Source organism: Paraburkholderia sp. FW306-02-B (genome assembly GCF_058782725.1).
This window is the reverse complement of record NZ_JBYSXZ010000001.1, coordinates 237,042-255,346: the sequence shown is the minus strand read 5'-3', so window position 1 is coordinate 255,346 and position 18,305 is coordinate 237,042. Positions and strand designations below refer to the sequence as shown.

Genomic DNA, 18,305 nt, shown 5'->3' with positions numbered 1-18,305 from the left:
CCGCCGCCATGATTGCGACAACATGATCGAATCTCGCGTACGGCGCATCATCCCCGGCGAACCCGGGACGCCGCAGAGGGCCGAGGATACGCGCACGCGCCGTTTCGACTATGCCGCGCTTGCGCGGCGCGCACGACGTGAGCAAGCGGCCGTCAGCCAATCCGGCGCTGCGCGTGAATCGGCAGCGGGCGATGCCGCGCGAGAGGCCATGCAATTGTTTGATTGGCGCGAGCGCTCGGGCCGCGACGGTCATGCCGATGAAACGGACGACGTCGACGACCAGGCCGCGGCGAGCCAGCGCGACAAACTGGTTCAACAAGTGTCCAGCGCATCGGTACCGGTCGTCGACGCGCTGTTTCGCACCCAAGGCCATTTCCTCGAACTGGCCACTTCGCTCGCAAACGAAGTCGCGGCTTTCTGTGCCGACCCGGCTGTTAGCGGGTCCGGCAATTGGGACGTCCAGATGCCCCTCGACAAGACGATCCTGCCCGACACGACCTTATATCTCTCGCTTTCGCCGTTCCGGCTTTCGCTTCGTTTCGATACATCCAACATCGAGACGAAGACCTTACTCTTGCATCACAGCACCATGCTCGAGCGCGAAATAGACGCACTGCTGAAAGCGTGGTCGGCGCCGCGGGACATCGAGCTGATGGTGTGGTGAGTGAATTCACAGAAACATCGCACAGCGCACCAGAGCCGCCCTTTCGATCACAATCGCATGGATTATCCGCTCGCTGAAATGCCTACGAGTATCGAACCCATCGATAGGCACGCTCACCCCTTGATCGACGCCAGCGAAACGCGCGCAGCCCCTGTACCCGGGGGCGCGACGTGCGCCGCGAGATTGCCGTTGCGGTCCGTTTCGCCGATCGCGGCTCGTGCCGCCCGGCTCGTTTGCAATACGCAGGTCACCTCGATGCTGCAGCGCCTGCCCGGCATCGATCGATGGCAAGCGTCCGTGCATGAGGAAAGCACGGTTTCACGCGAGGCCTTCGAGCGGCCGGGCACGCTCGAACTCGCCCATCCGGCCGGTCCTATCTTCCTCATGTTCGATCTGGCCGCCTACCCCGCGCTCGACATCGCCGCGTGCCCCGCCCACGGTAGCGCAACGATGCCAACCGAAGCCGAGCGTGCGTTGCGCATCGCAGTGGCAGGCGCGATCCTCGAGCCGCTACTGGGCGGGCTCGCGAAGCTCGGGCTCGGCGATCTGCATGTTCTTCGCCTGGTGCGCGATGCGCACGAGCACACGATAGGCGGAGAGGTTGCGCGAATCGATCTTTCCTTCACCTTCGACGGGCGCAGCCATGCCGCCGTTCTTGCCATCGCCCCCGCGCTGCTGCCCATTCTGGAAGGTTTGCTTGCCTCGCAGGCCCGCCCCCTTGCGCAGGGGGGCTTGCGAAAGGCCGATGCCCTCCTTCCCGCACAGACGACGCTCGAGGACGCCCTCATACCCGGGCGCATCGTGCTGGGTGCGCGACGTCTGCCCATCGAAACGCTACGCGCGCTCGCTCCGGGCGACGTTCTGCTGCGCTCGCTTGCAAGCACCCTCTCGCCGCTCGTCAGCGGCGCGGCCGAGCACGCCGCGGCCAGCGCCATCGCCGCATGGGGAACGCCCGGCCTGACCCGCCTGCATGCCCCCGTGACCATCGACAAGCACACGCTTCTCATTGTGAAAGAGCCGACAATGACCGATAAATTCGACCCTGCTGTCCCCCACGACTCCCTCGCGTCCGATCAACAGGACAGTCCGATCGACATCGGCGAGCTGGATCTGCCCGTTCAGTTCGAAGTCGACACCGTCGCCTTGCCGCTGTCGCAACTGTTCGCGCTGCGCCCCGGCTACGTGTTGGAACTGTCCACTCCCGTTGCCGACGCGCAGTTGAAGCTCGTGACACACGGCCAGACGATCGGCTATGGCGAGCTCGTCACGGTCGGCGAACATCTTGGCATCCGGATCCTGAGAATGGCACACGGCGATGGTTCAATTCAGTAACGTTACCGGCTTACTACTCGTCGTCCTTGCGATCAGCTTAATTCCATTTGTCGCAATGGTTGTGACTTCGTACGCCAAGATCGTGGTCGTGCTCGGCTTGCTGCGCAATGCGCTCGGTGTACAGCAGGTGCCGCCCAACATGGTGCTCAACGGCATCGCCATCCTGGTCTCGCTGTACATCATGGCGCCCATTGGCATGCAGGCCGCTCGCTCGCTGGAAGGGCAACAACTCGACGGCCAGCCGACGCAAGCCTTGATCCAGGTGTTCGGCGCCGCGCGCGAACCGTTCCGCCACTTTCTCGAAAAGCATGCGCACGAACGCGAGAAACGCTTCTTTATCCGCTCGGCCAGCGTCGTGTGGCCGAAAGACGCCGCCCGCGATCTGCATGAAAACGACATGATCGTGCTAGCGCCAGCCTTCACGCTCAGCGAGCTGACAGACGCATTCAAGATCGGCTTCCTGCTTTATATCGCGTTCATCGTGATCGATCTGATCATCGCCAACGTCTTGCTGGCGATGGGGCTCAACCAGGTCACGCCGACCAACGTCGCGATCCCGTTCAAGTTGCTGCTGTTCGTCGTCATGGATGGCTGGTCGACGTTGATCCATGGCCTCGTCACGACGTACCGGTAGCGGGTAACGTCAGACAGCGAAAACGAAACCATGGATATCGATACGCTCATTCGTTTCACCACACAAGGCATGTTGCTCTGTTTGTATGTGTCGCTGCCGATCGTGATCGTCGCGTCGGTCGCCGGGCTCGCGGTTTCCTTCCTGCAAGCGATCACGTCCATGCAGGACCAAACGTTGTCGCACGGCGTCAAGCTCGTTGCGGTGATGATCGCGATCGCGATCGCCGCGCCGATTTCAGCGGCGGCCATCCTGCATTTCGCCAATGAACTCATGCAGACGGCGATACCGCAATGAAACCGGCCAGACCGGCGATGCCGGCCGCAATAACGAATGCCGGCGCGGCGCACGAGTCACAGCGCGCTGCCGACGTACACGATCAGGTGCGGCGGCAGGCTGTGCTCTATCGCACGACGCGTTTCGCTCATCCGCAAGACCCGCAGCCGGAAGCCGGTCCAGGCGCGCTTCAGGCGAGCAAGCGCCGCGCACGATTACCCAAGGCTCGAGTACAACCTGGCAAAGCACACGAAAGCGAGCACAATCACGCGCTACCTGACGAGGAAGCACACCCTGCCATGCAGGGGCGAGGCAACGGCGGCGGCGGTTCCGGTGGCCGTGATGGGGGCGAGCACTCGCACAGCGGCGGCGATGGGCGCGACGGCGGCCGCGCAAGGCAACCCGAAGTCCGAACCGTCATGCGGAGGCCTGTACCGCCACACACGGCAGGCGCATTGCCGACCCCGGCAACCACACAGATGAACGCCCCCGAGCACGCCGATGCGGTGCGAGGGGCCCTTTGCGAAGCACTGCTCGCCTTGCGCGACAATCCCGGCGGCTCACGCCTCGTCGGCGTTGCCGAGCTGCAACTCGACTGGCTCGGCGCCATGCAAACGTGTCCATCGTTACGTGAACCGGAAGGGATGGTCGCCCTGCGTCAGCGGCTCATCGATGCAAGCGCAGACCGAGGCCGAAAAAAAGATGCCATCAACGCGCTGTTGCCACTGGTTCTTCTCATGGCCGCAAGACCGCTTACGCCATCGAGGGAGAACGAATCGCGCAACGTTTTGACGTTGCAGCGCAACGCAGCGCTAGCGCGCAGCATGGATTCTCAGTGAGCGTACGGAGCCTCGGGGCAAGCACACATTCGCATACGCGCTGCCGTCTTCGCATCGATCGGCGCGTTGCCTTCGGAAACGACTAGAGTATTTCGTAACGTGATTTGCATTGACCGGCCGGAATATCCGCTTTCCGCCGCCATCCTGTTAACACAATCGCCACACGATGAAACTACTGCGCATTCTGACAGGCATCCACGCAGGGGTGGAGTTGCACCTGAGTGCCGGCGTGCATCGGGTTGGCGCGGACGACGACGCTGATATTCGGATCTCCGACTGGAGCGGTGCGGACATCCTACTGACGGTCGATGAGACCGATATCGTCAGCGCGCAGCGTCTGCTTCCCGAGTCGGAAGCGCTCGCGCACGGCGACTGGGAGCAGGCGGCGGCGCAGGATGGGTCGACCGCGCCGGAGCCTAACGAACATCCGGTAGTCGAATCGATGGACCCTGGCCGCGTGCTCCTGATCGATTTCGTCCCGATGCGTTTCGACGAGACGGTGCTCTGCGTCGGCGCGAGCGACGCGGTGTGGCCTAGCGACCTCGACCTTTTGTCGACGTTGCTGGTCAAGCCCCATCAAGCTCGCCACGAAGCCGAGCGTTCGCGCCAGCGCAAGCTGGTCGGCGCAATACTGGGATGCACGATGCTCGGCGCCGTGGTCGTGATCGGTTCCGTGCTGATCACGACGGTCGTTAGTCGTGCGGCACTACCGCGCAATGCGGGCGACCTCGCTCAGCGCGTGAACGTCGCACTCGAGCAAGCGCATATGAAGGAATTGCACGCGCGGCCGCACGGCCTCAACGTGATTGTCAGCGGTATGGTGCCTACGGCAGAGGACGATGCAACCGTGCGTCGCGCGCTGGCGCGCTTGTCGTCCACGTCGATACAGCGTCAGTACGACATCGCGCAGAACGACGCCCGCGATATCGAAGATGCACTCGGCACGCAAAACGTCCATGTGGCGTATGCCGGTAACGGCGCCTTCAACATCACGGGCAAGGTAGCCGACCCCGCTGACATCGAGGCAGCCCTCGCCCGCATCCGGCACGATTTGAGTACGAACGTGAAGCAACTACGCATGCAGATCACGCAATCGAACGATGTCGCACCGCCGCCGCCTTCGTTCTCGGAGCTGATGTCATCCGACGATGTGCGCTACGCGAAAACGCCGGATGGAGTGAAGCATATCTACGTCGATCCGGAAGCCGCCGAAGCACCGGCTTCGGGGGTGAGCGCGCCCGTAGGCTCAGCGCAGGCCTCCGATGCGCAGGCGGTCGCTGCACAGCCGGCCGCTGCAAGCGGCGTCACGCAGCCCGTCGGCGCACCTCCTGCGTTTGCCCCCGTCGCATCGAATTTTCTGCCGTTGCCAAAGTGAATCTCCGGAGATGATGGACATGTACGAACCCTTCGAAACTTGCGCCGCTGACTTCAAAAATTTGAAGAGTACGCTGGCAGACCACTCCGGCAGCGCGCGCCTCGCGGCGATCCGCAGTGCGCTCGAGCAGAGCGCACAGAACATCAGCGCGACGACGGGCGCATCCGAAATCGATCGCGACAATCTCGCGAAGCTGTATCGCGGCATGCTGGCCGCCAGCCGGATCGTGTCTCACCTGGAGGATAAGCGCGAAGCGGCTTAGCATCACTCGGTACCGATACGAGACACGGTATCGAGTTGGTGTTGCACGGACTCGTCCGTGTCAATGTGTAATCGGGCAGTTCTTTTAACTTCTGACCAAGGAGAGGCAATATGGGTAGTCTCACTTCACTCGGTGCAATGGCGACGGCCGATGCCGAGCAGGGCATCATGACGGCGGCCAGCATGAAATTTCAGACGGATTCAGCCAATAACAGCTTGAAGGTGAGTGCCGCCGATGCCGTGGCTAAATTGGCAACGTCGATCGGCAACAAGGTTTCCCAAGTTTCGGGAGCGGCCCACTGACGTAGCGGTTCGGCTGTGCCCCGCGCGCGCTCCTCGTGCGCGCGCGGCCATTTTGACGTCGGCCGGCATGTGCCCTTGGTGCTTGCCGGCCGATTCTTTCCAGCGCCCCCGCTGACTCACACTTCTCGCTCGGAGTGCCGTGACCACCTCAGACGGTTCGGAACGCTACGCGCAATTGGTACGTGACCTTTGCGACACCGTGGGTCTACCCGATGCTGACCACGTGTTGCGCACTCGCCAGATCGAGGTCGAGGGTTTCGAAGTCCGGCTCGATTACTTCGACAACGATCTGGACGCGATGTACGCGAATTTTCACTACGGCGCCGTGACGGCCGGACGAACGCTAACCGTTTTTCGGCTGATGCTGGAGGCGAATCTGGTGATTTACGCGCAGGACCAGGCGCAACTCGGGCTCGACACGGATACGGGCGGCATCGTGCTGGTGCTGCGCGTGCCGATGACAGAGGATGTCGACGGCGGCGTGCTCGCCGATCTGCTCGCGCACTACGCTGAGCACGGCCGCTATTGGCGGCAGAACATCATTGAATCGACCGACGAGATGTTCGAAGGTCTCGTGGCGGGTGAGTTTATCTGGCTGCGGGCGTGATCCGGCAGTCGCCGATCCGAGCCGATAAGTCGGTGCGCCGGTGGACGCACCGAACTTACATCAATGCACGTTGCCCATCGCCCTGGCGATAGCGTGGATGAGTCCAGCCATCCCCTCGCCGATTTTCACCAACGAATTCCAGAGGTGGTGCAACGGCGACTGCCCATCGTTGAACATCGGTTGGCGCGGTGGCTGATTCGGCGGGATCGGAATCTGTGGTTGCCGAACTTGCGGTTGCGGCATCTGCGGTTGATCCGGCATCGAAGGACCGCCTACGCCGGATGGCAGGGAATAGCCCGTCGGCAAGGCCGGCGCCGCAGTCACTGCCGCGACGGGTCCGCCCGCTGCCTGCGGCACGCCGGCCGGGGCTTGGTGCATGCCAAACGATCCCTTGCTCCACTTTTTTGACGACGTCTCCATACCCCCCAGTTCTTTCAGCGGACTGGCCAATACGCGTTTTGCCGCCCCCCCGGCAACGTTTGGATTGGGTGTATCCGCGGGCCCCAAAGGCGTCGATGCGACTTGTGCGCGGGAGGCAGTGCGGCTGGTCGTGGTCGGAGTGCTCATCGCAATGAACCTGTCTGTGGGAGCCGCGGACGGACACCAATTTGCTGAACGTGCGAGCACGATAGTGCGAATCATCGACATGCGCCGAGCGAGATGCGAAGTTGGAACTCGCCACCCGAACACTGCCTCGGTTCATGTCGCGCGGACTCTCTGGCAGGCGCGCGCGCGAAGCGTTGCCTTCGCCCCGACACGCGCAAGTTCGCAGCGCCACACTTGACCTCGCCGAGTACGCGACAGAATGCAAGTCTGCCCGACCAACCGCGTATGGAGTGCTCGATGGCCGTGTTCCGCGCGCCCGAAATAATCGAATCCTACGAGCTTGTCTTGCGTCCGCCCGAACCTCGCGACGCCCAGGCGCTCTACGACGAAATGTTCAGCGATCCCGAGACGGTGCGCCATCTGACCTATCCGCGCCATACGACGCTTGATGAAACGCTCGCCTTCATCGAGATGTCGCAGAAGGACTGGCAAAGCGGCGAGTTGCCCCGCTGGGTGCTTGAAGACAAGGCAACAGGCCGGCTCACGGGATTGATCGAGTTGCAGCCGCGGCCGCCGCGTGCCGAGTTCGGCGTCATCATCAGCCGTCGCGGCGGCGCGCGACGGCGACGCGCGGGGCTCGATGCGCTGCGCAAATTCCTTAAATGGCTGATCGCCCAGCCACAGATCTATCGCGTCTTTGCATGCTGCGCGGTGGATGGCAATGCACATAGCGCCATGGAACGCCTAGGTTTCACGCTCGAGGCGAAGCTGACCAACTACGAGGCTCGACCCAACCTTGGCATAGTCGCCGGCGACAGCTATCTGTACGCCATGACTCGCCCATTGGCGCCGCCTCACATGGCTGAGGCGCTTGCTTGGATGGATCAGCATTTCAGTGTCGAGCTGGACTGAAGCGGGTGGCGCCGGGGACGGCCTCCAACGCTCAAGGCTTGGCCGGCTTTCGGGTCGGCGCATTTTCAGAGGACTACATCGATGCCCACGGCAACGCCAAAATTGATTCCCGGACCAGCGCCTAGACTCGCGTCCGGTTCCGCTAGCGCGGCCGCTGCGTCGTCGAGCGGCCCGGCTCGCCAGAGCGCCGTCCACCCACAGGCTACGGATCCCGCGGCCGGTGGCCGGCTCCGCGCCCTGGCCGACCTTATTGGCTCCCGTCGATCGAAGACGGCCAGCGACCCATCCCAAGCGAGGATCCGCTCGCGCGGGGCAAAGACTTCTGCGCGCGTCAATGCACCGCCTCGGGTTGATTCAAGCTCGCAACCTGACGATGCGAGCTACGGTCCGGCCTATTTCGCGTTCACGCAGCCCAAACCACGTGCGATACGTTACGGTGCTCGGGGAACGCGAGTTCTGGCTGGAGCGTTGACATCGGTGGGATATGGCGCCGCCGCCCTTGCCGTAGGCGTACTGGGCGTTGCAGCCGTGAGTTCGTTCGGGTTCTTCCCTGTTCTGATCGGCGTAGCTGTCTATTCACATATACGGCGCGCGCACGCCTACAACCTCGGGTATGGGGGCATGTACCCCTATCAGGGGTGGCAACAGCCGAACCCGTACCAAGGGTGGCGGCAGCCCGCCCCATACCAAGGGTGGCAACAGCCCGACCCATACCAAGGGTGGCGGCAGCCCAACCCGTACCAGGGGCAGCAGCTGGACCCATACCAGGGGTGGCAACAGCCGCCAGAGATGACGGCTCAGGCCGGACCAGTTGCTCAACAACCGGCCGCGCAGCCTCGCCGCGCCCAACCGGTAGCGCAGCCCCGCCCCGTCCAACCGGCAGCGCAGCCTCGCCTCGTCCAACCGGCGGCGCAGCCGCGCCCGGCCCAACCAGCCGCTCAGCCTCGCCCTCCCCAACCAGCCGCGCAGCCTCGCCTCGTCGGCGCCCAGGTTGCCTCCGCCCAGGACAAGGACGGGGCAGAGACCGCCCCGAGCCGGGCTCAGAGCCCGAAGTCGAGCTTCTGGGCCGGCGGTGCCGGAGTGACCACCCTCTCGGAGGCATTCTCGCGTCCAATCGCAGATGCTGCAGCACGACCACAGACCCCGAAAGCCGAGCGCACGGAATCGCAGCCCGGTAGATACGGGCCTGCACTGGATACCCGCTCGATCTGATGATTCGGAACGCATGAGCCCGTCGCGTACCGGGCTCGGTTCGCGCAGGCATCGCTGTCATTGCGTCCCGCTCTGTCGCGCGGATTCGCTTGCTTAAGGGTGCAACAACAGGCGAGCCACGCGTGCGAGATAGGCGCGAGGCGCGCCCCAATCATCAGGCCCGCTACGCCTCGACTTGGCACCTGGCTTTCAAATGAGGTTGCGAAATCCCCTCATACGGGGCCCGCACGCCCCCCGAGCGATTCATTTCCCAGGTCTCGGGCAAACCGTCGATCAGGCCAGCTAACGCATGCTGTCGATACACATTGTCGCCACAGGCGTTAGCAAGTTCGTACACTTCGCGCCATACGGACGTGGCCTCTTGGCGCGACGCCTGCGTCAGAGGCAGCGCGTCGGCCAGCGCCTTGCACAACCGCATTTCCTCGCGCGTGCGCCGGGGAGCACTTGCGCTCACACGCGTCAGCACGATCCGAATCATGCGCAAATACTCGTGCATCAGCGACAACTGGCGCCACAGTGGCGCCGACGCCTCGATCAGCGCAATCGCAGTTTCGAAGCGGTCGTTGAACACGGACCATTTCAGCGCCGCGCGAAGCTCATTGATCTCCATGTGAGCCGCCCCATCGCCAGTCAGTCGAACACCGCGCGCGACGTTCGCGGAAAGTCGCGCGACGAGTGAGCGAGCATGCGCCGCCGCCGCTCGGCCGAACTCGTTCGCCTGCCCTAGCGCGTCGATCGCGAACAGACGCACCGAGCCCGGGAGCCGCAACAGCGCAGTACGCACGCCCTCGACCTGCTCGATAAGACCCGCGCCGAGTAGATCGTCAAGACCCGCCTCGCATCGCGCGTCGATTTGCGCCTTGTCCGAATCGCTGTCATCGCGCGACGACGAGAACTGCGTCAACATATCGATCGCCGCCCTGCGAGTGAACTCGCCGCTGAAAACGCCAAGCCACCGTAGCTGCGTCCGCGTTTGGTCGTCGAGCTCATCGTTGTGCAGTTCGAGCACCGCCGCGATCGCAGCCTTGCACGACAGCGACATATCGGCCCTTCCCGCGCTGCGCACCATCAGTTCGCCGAGCTTGTTTGCAAACGCGAGCAACGCCACTTCGAGCGGTACCCGGTTGCTCATGCGGCGCGCAATCGCCGCTGCGGCAAGTTCGAGCGCGAGCGGTACGCCGTTGAGCCGCCGGGTAATCAACGCGGCCGTCGAAACGGCGTCCGGCGCCAGGCGGCCGAGATCGAACGTCTCGAGCAAGTTGGCATCGGTTAGCGTTTGCTGGCGTACCTTGCGTTGATGCGCGTCGAGCAGCACCGTGAGACGGGTGAACAGCAATCGGAACGCGTCGAATCCGAGGGCTTCTTCAACCCTGATATCGATATGACCTGGCGTGCGAAGCGGACCGACTGCGACGACCTGCTCCTGCGCGATCATCATTGGCTCAGTCCCGATGACGAGCACTCGCAACCCGGGTGCAATCGCTATGAGCTTATCGATAAGCGCACCGAGGGGCGCCCTCAGGGGGTCGCAGCAATCGACGATCAGCAGCAAGCGGCGAGCGCCGATTGCCGCGGCGAATTGTTCCGGTGTTTGCAAACCCTTTGCCGGCTCGATCCGCGCTGCCTGCGCGAGCGTACGAATGAGGCTGTCAGGCGGCATTTGCGGGAATAACGTGACCGAGCCAATGCCGTCCGGGAAATGCGTGCCTACGCGCCGCGCGACTTCATGCGCGAGACGCGTCTTGCCGAGCCCGGGTGCGCCGACCAACGTGATGACTCGGGCCATCGACATCAGCCCGAGCAGTTCGGAGAGTTCCGCATACCGGCCGATAAACGGCGTGAGCGGTAACGGCGTGCGCGCCGCTGGAGATTGGGCAATGTCGAGCGCGGCGCTGAACGGATAAGCGGACACCGGCTCGCACGAGGCGGGCGCCATGCTTCGCGCTTCCAGCCGTTCGGCACGGCCGACAAAGCGATAGCCGTATCCTGCCATCGTCGCAATCAGGTCCCGATCTTCGGCCAACGCACGGCGCAACGCTGACACCTGCACCCGAACGGAATTGATTTCGACGTTCGGGCGTCCCCAGATCCGGTTCGCCAGTTCGGCAAACGCGACCGGTTGACCATCGGCGTGAACGAGCGCGGACAGAAGCGCTAACGCGCGCGCACCGACGACGACCGGCACACCATCCACAGTGAGCCGAAGCGGGTCTTGCGACAACCGATAGCGACCGAAAACAATGACTGGTGGTGTAAGTCGCAGCAACGTCACCGTAGGTCTCCGAGGGGACTGCTAGGCATTGTCCTTGCAAATTGCATCCGCGAATGCGAAAAGATTCGTAGTTTTGCGAAGCTTCTACAGACTTCGATCGTGCCCATCTACGCGTCTGAGAAATACGCAGGCGAAAGTGGAGGCGCCGGTACCGGCGGGTTCCGCCCCCAGTTACAAGAGCCCGTGCGAGTGGATGTCGGCCGGCTCGGATACGCTCGCGCTTCGCTGCCTCAACGACGCCTTCGTGCCCCGAGGCACGAGCCGTCCGGCTGCACTGTATCGTCGCGTGCATCGAACGCGTGTCGCCAGGTGATGGATGATGTCGTCCAGCATCGGGAGATTGCGCATTAACCACTACGCTCACGTCGCACCGAAGGATTGCTATGTCCGACGTTAGATTTCCCGGTTCCAGTGGCGCACCTCAAGGTGTGCCGCCCCATCGTCCGGGACAGTCGCCGGCGCCAGCTGCGCAGCCACCGGTTGGCCAGCCCACCACTCAACAATCGGGGCCGCTCATGCCCCAGGTGCCGCCGAGGCCACAACAGCCTCCGACCACGAACTCGCGGACGCCGCAACGGAGCACGCTTCACAAGTTGCGGAGTTTCTCGAATGACCGGCAGCAGCGCGCCGCTAGTTCTCCCCGGCCCGGGAATGCCACGCCCGGCCATCCTCCTGGGCAGGCCCCGGTGGGCTTCTCGCAGCCGTATCCCAACGGCGGGCCGGCCACGGCGCAACCCTACGCGCCGCGCTACGCGGCGACTACGCAGCCGAATCGGGGGCTGCGCTATATGCGAGCGGCGCTTATAGGCGGCGGACTTTTCGCCGTATTCCCGTCGATCGAGTTGCTTGCGGCGCTACCGACTGCTAGCAGCGGACTGGGAATCGGAGTCGGTACGCTTCTGGGATACGGCGTGCCTATCATCGTGCGCGACTTCGTGTTTGGCGCCGGCCTCGGTGCGGCCACGAGTGCGATTCGCAAACGCATGCGAGAAAAGCGCCAGCAGCAGGGCCTAGTTGGGCAGGGGCAGCAACCGGGCATGCACATGCAGCAGATGCCACCACCTGGAGCCGCAGGCGCGGGTTACTACGCTGCGCCACCACAACAGCCTTGGGGTTATCCGCAGGCGTACGGTCCACACCCGGGCAACCCGGGCGCCCTGCAGCAATGGCCCACTCCCCAACAATGGTGGCAACCGCAGTCGCCGCCGGGTGGCGGACCTGCCGCCCAGCCGTGGCAGCAACCGCCCATGGATCGGCGGCCAACCGGGACGTTTGGTCCTGCTCCGCCTGGCTATGGCGTGCCTGCGCCACATTCGCCGCAGCCGCAGCGAGCGGGTTATGCGTCACCGCCAGTTGCGCCGCAGCAGCAAAGTAACGCCCCCGCCCAGCAATCTTCGCCGATTGCTCAGCCGGTGTTCCCCAACAATTCATCGGGCGCAACGACCGCTGCCGAGGTCATCGAAAGGTTCGCACCGGAAAAAAGAAAGGAAGTCTTCGATCAGATGCTTCGGGGCCTACGGAATTATCCTGTCGCGAGCCAGCGTGCGCCGGGGTTTGCAGACCTCGCACGGGCGATCCCCCTACTATCGAATGACGCAAGGACTGGCGGTGGTCGTGTCGACGAACAGCTTATCGCTTTCAGGATGCTCCACGCGGAAGGGAACAACTTGTCTGCGGGTAGCAAAGCTGCGCTTCTCGAGGCGTTGCGCGGGGTGTTCGGTTCGCTAACACCCGGGGCACGGGCCGCATTTTTGCGCGATAACAAGGGCGACGGCGCTGCGCCGCAAACTGACTGAGCCAGAAGCGGGACCGGGGGCGGCGCCCCGACCTTTTACCGATCGGCCCCGCGCATATTCACCTCGCCAGACGGGCCGATTACTTGGACGCAATCGCGCTCATCGACCGTGAGGGCGTGCGTGACTCGCTCACCGCGCCCGCTCGTTCTTGCGCCAGCATCCCCCACCGCTTCAAGATCGCGGCGATCCGGCTCGCATACTCATCGCGCAGCGCCGGCGTGGCTGAATGGTAGGCGCCGACCGCCGCCCACGTATTGCCGTATTTATTGACTTGCCGGCGCAACTGCCAGGCCGCGATATAGATGTTTTTGCAGGGCGACATCAGCGCCTCCCTGTCAATACCGTATTGCGCCAGCGTAGCTAAATGAATGGTGTTGATCTGCATCACGCCATAATCGATCGAACCGTTCGCATTGACATGTTTGGCGTCAGGATGGTTTCGCGACTCCTGCCATGCGATTGCCCGGAGGATCAGCGGATTGACGTGCTGATACGCGGCGGCGTCGTCAAAGCAGTTGCCATACGCAAGCGACGCGGCGCCCATCCCCCAGATGCCTATGAGACAGGCGAGGCCCGCGCGCGACATGAAGGCCGCGCGTCGCGCGCGCGCAGCCGCCGCTATGCCGCAAGGGGTGTCCGGGGCTGAACGGAGAGGTAACACGCTCATCGAGGTCTGAATCGGCGCATCGGCCTGCGAGTGTTTCGATGACGCATTGTGCGTCTTGCGCCCGTGCCCCGTGCCGTTCCGAGCGAAGCGCGAACAACGGAAACGAACCCGACCGGTGGCCTCGCAATACTTTGCAGTCCCGGCACATGGCGCGCGAACGCCCTCGTGATTGCGAAGCATTGCGTGTGCGGGCGAAGAACCGGCGTCGTAGCGCGCAACGCACCCGGTAAGATTGGCCATCTTGACCAAGCGGCTCGACCGACGCCAGCGCGAACGCGACGTCGTTCGCCGCACCAACCGCAGTGGCCGGGCAGCCGCACGGGGTACATGCCATGCAACGTAAACACCACTCTTTCGTGACCGCCGGGGCAACTCGCTTCAGCCCGCGCACGAGGATGTCTGCGCACGTCATATCGACCGCCGTGCTCATCGCCGTCAGTGGCTGTGCTTCGCCACCGCTGCCTCTCGTGAACAGCGACTTGCCCGAAGCATTGCGCGCACGCCCGGGCGCGATACTGGACGATGTGCTGAGCGCGCGCGGCGACGCGATCTACGAATGCAACCGCGGCGACAATGGGCTGTCCTGGGCGTACCGGGGCGTCGAATCGTCGCTTGTCGATTCGACCGGCAAGCGCATTGGGACCGCCGCGCCGGGCGGCTATTTCACGGCCGATGACGGAAGCTACACCGTAACTCGGCTCGGGGCCACGGCGACGGTGAGTCAGGCCAGCTTGCCGTGGGCGCGACTCGTTTCGCGCTTCAATGCAGGACCGCAAGCGGGCGAAGGTCGGTTCGCCCGGACCGAGATGATTCAACGCGTCGACACAAACGGTGGGCTGGCGCCTGACGGAGCGTGCGCGAACGAAGGGGCAACGCTATATGCGCCATATAGCGCAAAGTATCTCGTCTATCGATCCCCAGCGGGCGCTACGCCGGTTCGATCCGATTCCACGGCAGGCGCAGGCGGATCGGAAAGCACCGCATTGCCCGGCAATACCCTTTCCCTACCCGATCGCTAACGGCGATCGAGCGCGCCGGCGCACCATGCGGTGTGCCGGCCTGCGCAATTGCACTGGCCTCGGCCTAGGATCCCTGTGCGTCGATCGACTCCAGCACGGGGAATGGCACGCTCAGGTTCGCGAAATCGTGATCTCCCGTCGCGCTTGTTCGAACGTTGAGCGAAAGCCCTACGCTGAGCCCCGGGCTACGCATTGCGCTGTTGCGCTCTCTGATCGACAGTTTACGCGGCACCCATGCCCGCGGATCTCCCAGAATCTTGCCGCGCCGCGCATCGACAAATGCTTCCACGGCCGCATCATGACCGGTTTGCTGAGCGAGGGCCGTCAGCAAATCGATCGACGCGGCTGGATCGCGCAGCAATCGAAGGCTATATTTGTACGCGTGATTGAACTGCCGGTTATGGCGCACCGTCGCCACATATTCGTCGATGCGCGCGGCTGCCAGTGCCGCGGGATCGACCAACGCGCCCGAGGTTTTCGCCGCCACCCTCGTATCGGCTTCACCGTTTGCCACGAAAGCGCGCACTAGGCTGGCGCGCGCGCCGTCGATTGTCTGCGCGTACCGCTTCGCGCTGAGATCCTCGCGCTCGAGCGTACACGCTCGATAGTTCAGCTTGTCATTTTCGATCGACAAGGTCAGTTTGGCCGTGCTGCCGTTGTCGTGCAGCCCAAGCGTAGCCACCAGGGCGTCTAGAGAAAGCAGACCCACGCTGCTGCGTCCGTTCGCATCGATGGAATGCGAAAAGCCTGGCGCAATGCCGCCGCGCAGCTGCAACAGGTCGCCGCTTCCCATATAACGTTGTTCGATCCGATGCCGACCGGTCCGCTCGGTGGAGCCGCCGGCCTGCCGTGACTTTTCCCATCCCATACCGAATGACGGACCCGCGCTGACGCTCAGCAGCTTCGCGATTTTGCCGGTATTCGGATTGCGTGCGGACAGCGGGCCGAAGCCGATGAGCTTGGCGTTCGCGGTCGCATCGACCGTCACGCCTCGCTTCGTGGTGGTGGCGCGGGTGTCGGTCCAACTGATCGACACGGTGGGATGATCAAGGCAAAGTTCCGCAAGGCGATTGAACGTGCCGTTAGCGCCACCGCCGCGCGGCTGCATGGCCTCGTCCAAAAAGTGCTCTACCACGGCCCAGAAATGCGCTCGTGCCGCCTTGTCGTCGTATCCGCTGCCGTCGGGTTTGACGCGGTGGGGGACGCGTACCGTGACGCCCACCGCCTCGGTCAATTCTTGCGCGTGGAGTGTGACGTTGGTGGCAACCCCGGCGCGCAAATTCGTCAACGCCAGTTCGACGTCATAGCCGACCAGCAGGCCGGCGCCCGCTTGCCGTTGCGATGTCTTTGCTCTGCCGACGAACATCTCGAAACCATGCGTGCCATGGCTGAACTCCACTACGGATTCGCGCGTACGCGATGCACGCAAATTGAGCCGAGGTGAAATCGGAATACCGTGCGCGTGCGTCATCCCATTGAGTCCGCTCGTGCCGAAGCCCTGACGACCGCCGTCCGTCAGTCGCAAACGGGCGCTGGAGGGTAAATTTTCCACGACCTCCTTGAGCATCGCGCGCACATCGTCGATGCGTTCGGCTTCAAGCGTCGAATCGATCGGCTCGGCTAGCGCCCCAACCGACTCCTGCACCGCCGCGCGCACGAAGGACTTGGCCGCGAGCGTCGGGCCGCTCGGCCGAGCCAGTGATCGCAAATCGTCGAGCGACGCCCAGAATGACGAGTCGTCCGGCACGCGCGCGACCTTGCCCCAGAGCGCGAGCCTCTCGACCGTGTACGCCCGCTTGGCAGCTGACTTGAACGGCTGGGTCCTCGCAAGTTGCTGTGGCGTCATCGTGGCCCAGCGCGCCGTCGCGTGTCGCAAGTCGGCGAGGACGGCGGGCGGCGCCCCATTCACGTCGTCTAGTTCCGCACACATCTGTTGCGCGCGCCCTGCGACTGCAACGATGGCCTCCTCGTCCATGCGTTCATGCGGAAAGCCCCCGCGCTCCAGCCAGATATGCAACGCCGCCAACTCAACCAGCGAATGTTTTGGCCGGGTGTGCGCTAGCACCGCTTCGGGCTGCATCGCGGGGTTGTGCTTAAACGTCGAGAGGCTCTCGCGTAGGCCCTGCCGATAAAGCGCCTGCTCTTGCTTTGCCGTTCTCCTCGTCGCGCCCTGCGTCCCGAGCCGCAGCGCCGACAGCGGCGATCCCTGCCTGCCACGCAATAGGCGCGGCAGGAGCGTTTTCCATCGGCTTTCGCCCACTCGCGTAACAGTCTTCAGCACGAATTTATGCAAACGCTCGCGCACCCGCGACAGATCCGTATCTCGTCCGTCTTCAGTGAATGACTGCTGCCATGCAAAGAGCGCTCCCTTCTGATCCGGTGTCAACGCATCGCGGCCGCGTTCGAGCCGGGCAGCAGCAGCGTCGAATGCACGTCTAGCCAACGCGTGTGGCCCGCGTTCGCTGGACATGAGCGGGTCGCCTCCGAGTTTGGCTCGCAACGCCACCGCGCCGGGCGCACCGTCATGCGACATCAGAGCGGGCGACTGCCGTGGCAGCGGGTCGAGCACGTCGGCGCTCTCCAACAGCGTCTTGAACGCCGACCGGTGCGCATCGTCCTTGAACGGCGCATAGGTCGAACTGCGCAACGCGTCGAGCATCCCGAACCCTTCCGTCGAACGCGCCAGCAGGCGTACGACCCGCCACGCCTCGCGGTCGGCTTCATTCGTGGAGACCTGGGCATGCGGTGCGTCGAAATCGAGCAAGGCAATCCGCTCGAGCGCCCTCTGCGCCCCGGCGGCATCCATGGCGCCCGCCTGCCGCAGGGCCAGCGCGAGAAGTGCGCCGCGCATGGCTGCGGCCGCTTCGGTCTTGGGCGCGATCTTGCTGTGCGCCGCCAGTTCATGAAGTTTGCGCGCCAGCACGCTGACTTGCGTACCGTAATGAGACGGATCCTCGAATAGCCGCCGCGCATAGGTGCGCAGCGCGTCGGGGCTCGTAATCGTATCGAGCGGTGTGGCGACGATCAACGCTTCGGGAAACCCATGCAATCCCGCGCGAGCACCCGGGCGTTCGATGATCTGCGATACGAGCCGATCGGTGTCGATCGGCATCGTGTCGCCGCCCGGCTGGGTTGCGAGATCCGTTGGGCCATGGCGCTTGCCGCCTTGCACGAACCGCGTCGACCCCGATTTGCGTCCGTGCTTGGTGTGCTGATAAAAGGCCGTGCTGAAATCGACTCTGCGCGCGCCGAGCGCGTGCGTCGCGAGCGATAGCTTCGCCTTGAGTTTGTCAAGCGCTCCATGCGGGATCACCGGCTGCGGCGCGCCGGGCGCGTGAAGCGGTGAGTTCGCACCGGGCGATCCGGGCGTTGCGCCCGTAGGCACGCCGGCCGATTGCGCATCAGGTCCCTCGTCTCCGGCATTTCGCCCCGGACGAACTTTGAGCCAGTTGAAATCGGGCATGACCGCACGGTGTAGTGGAACCGCGTCGCACTATGCGGGCCAAATGTGACACGCTGCTTCGTCAAGCCTCCCGCCACGCGAAGCGATGGTTTGCAGCCCGAAGCAAGCGGCTAGGGCCGCTCGCGTCACC

The 18,305-nt window shown here is 63.9% G+C and carries 15 protein-coding genes; 11 read left to right on the top strand and 4 right to left on the bottom strand.

The genetic code is table 11. The features are described from left to right. Window positions 1-22: 22 nt before the first annotated feature. From sctP to AC3WOG_RS01075, 9 genes are all read left to right on the top strand, one after another. Window positions 23-664, top strand: coding sequence for a type III secretion system protein SctP (gene sctP, locus AC3WOG_RS01115; RefSeq protein WP_492576249.1), 642 nt, complete (start codon window positions 23-25; stop codon window positions 662-664). Window positions 665-919: 255 nt separating this feature from the next. Next, entirely contained in the window at window positions 920-1,996 is a 1,077-nt protein-coding gene (sctQ, locus tag AC3WOG_RS01110; protein WP_492576248.1) for a type III secretion system cytoplasmic ring protein SctQ, read from the top strand. Then, a complete protein-coding gene (sctR, locus tag AC3WOG_RS01105; RefSeq protein WP_492576247.1) occupies window positions 1,980-2,630 on the top strand; it encodes a type III secretion system export apparatus subunit SctR in 651 nt (216 codons plus the stop codon). Before sctQ ends, sctR begins: the two co-directional genes overlap by 17 nt. A 30-nt stretch (window positions 2,631-2,660) precedes the next feature. After that, window positions 2,661-2,924, top strand: a complete 264-nt coding sequence (gene sctS, locus AC3WOG_RS01100) for a type III secretion system export apparatus subunit SctS (RefSeq protein WP_492576246.1) — start codon at window positions 2,661-2,663, stop codon at window positions 2,922-2,924. Window positions 2,925-3,382: 458 nt separating this feature from the next. Next, window positions 3,383-3,742: a hypothetical protein gene (locus AC3WOG_RS01095; protein WP_492576245.1), complete on the top strand. Its 360-nt coding sequence runs from the start codon at window positions 3,383-3,385 to the stop codon at window positions 3,740-3,742. A gap of 166 nt (window positions 3,743-3,908) precedes the next feature. After that, entirely contained in the window at window positions 3,909-5,117 is a 1,209-nt protein-coding gene (locus AC3WOG_RS01090) for a secretion protein (protein WP_492576244.1), read from the top strand. 19 nt (window positions 5,118-5,136) lie between these two features. Beyond that, complete coding sequence (locus tag AC3WOG_RS01085) at window positions 5,137-5,379, top strand: type III secretion protein (protein WP_492576243.1); 243 nt, start codon at window positions 5,137-5,139, stop codon at window positions 5,377-5,379. A gap of 110 nt (window positions 5,380-5,489) precedes the next feature. Next, the gene (locus tag AC3WOG_RS01080) at window positions 5,490-5,681 is read left to right on the top strand and encodes a hypothetical protein (protein ID WP_440567257.1); all 192 of its coding nucleotides are present in this window, start codon (window positions 5,490-5,492) and stop codon (window positions 5,679-5,681) included. A 139-nt stretch (window positions 5,682-5,820) separates the two neighbouring features. Further along, window positions 5,821-6,288 carry a CesT family type III secretion system chaperone gene (locus tag AC3WOG_RS01075; protein ID WP_492576242.1) on the top strand — a complete coding sequence of 156 codons (468 nt, stop codon included), beginning with the start codon at window positions 5,821-5,823 and terminating at the stop codon, window positions 6,286-6,288. A gap of 60 nt (window positions 6,289-6,348) precedes the next feature. On the opposite strand, the gene AC3WOG_RS01070 is transcribed toward AC3WOG_RS01075, so the two are convergent. Further along, entirely contained in the window at window positions 6,349-6,666 is a 318-nt protein-coding gene (locus AC3WOG_RS01070; RefSeq protein WP_492576241.1) for a hypothetical protein, read from the bottom strand. A gap of 465 nt (window positions 6,667-7,131) precedes the next feature. Between AC3WOG_RS01070 and AC3WOG_RS01065 the strand changes: the two genes are divergently transcribed. Beyond that, a complete protein-coding gene (locus AC3WOG_RS01065; RefSeq protein WP_492576240.1) occupies window positions 7,132-7,746 on the top strand; it encodes a GNAT family N-acetyltransferase in 615 nt (204 codons plus the stop codon). Window positions 7,747-9,121: 1,375 nt separating this feature from the next. Here AC3WOG_RS01065 and AC3WOG_RS01060 read toward each other — a convergent pair. Further along, on the bottom strand, window positions 9,122-11,230 hold the full coding sequence (locus AC3WOG_RS01060; protein ID WP_492576239.1) for a winged helix-turn-helix domain-containing protein: 2,109 nt from the start codon (window positions 11,228-11,230) through the stop codon (window positions 9,122-9,124). Between the two features lie 1,875 nt (window positions 11,231-13,105). Next, window positions 13,106-13,612, bottom strand: coding sequence for a lytic transglycosylase domain-containing protein (locus AC3WOG_RS01055; RefSeq protein WP_492576238.1), 507 nt, complete (start codon window positions 13,610-13,612; stop codon window positions 13,106-13,108). Window positions 13,613-14,160: 548 nt separating this feature from the next. Here AC3WOG_RS01055 and AC3WOG_RS01050 point away from each other — a divergent pair. Further along, a complete protein-coding gene (locus AC3WOG_RS01050) occupies window positions 14,161-14,712 on the top strand; it encodes a DUF3455 domain-containing protein (protein ID WP_492576236.1) in 552 nt (183 codons plus the stop codon). 64 nt (window positions 14,713-14,776) lie between these two features. On the opposite strand, the gene AC3WOG_RS01045 is transcribed toward AC3WOG_RS01050, so the two are convergent. After that, window positions 14,777-18,175 carry an autotransporter gene (locus AC3WOG_RS01045; RefSeq protein ID WP_492576234.1) on the bottom strand — a complete coding sequence of 1,133 codons (3,399 nt, stop codon included), beginning with the start codon at window positions 18,173-18,175 and terminating at the stop codon, window positions 14,777-14,779. Window positions 18,176-18,305: the final 130 nt, after the last annotated feature.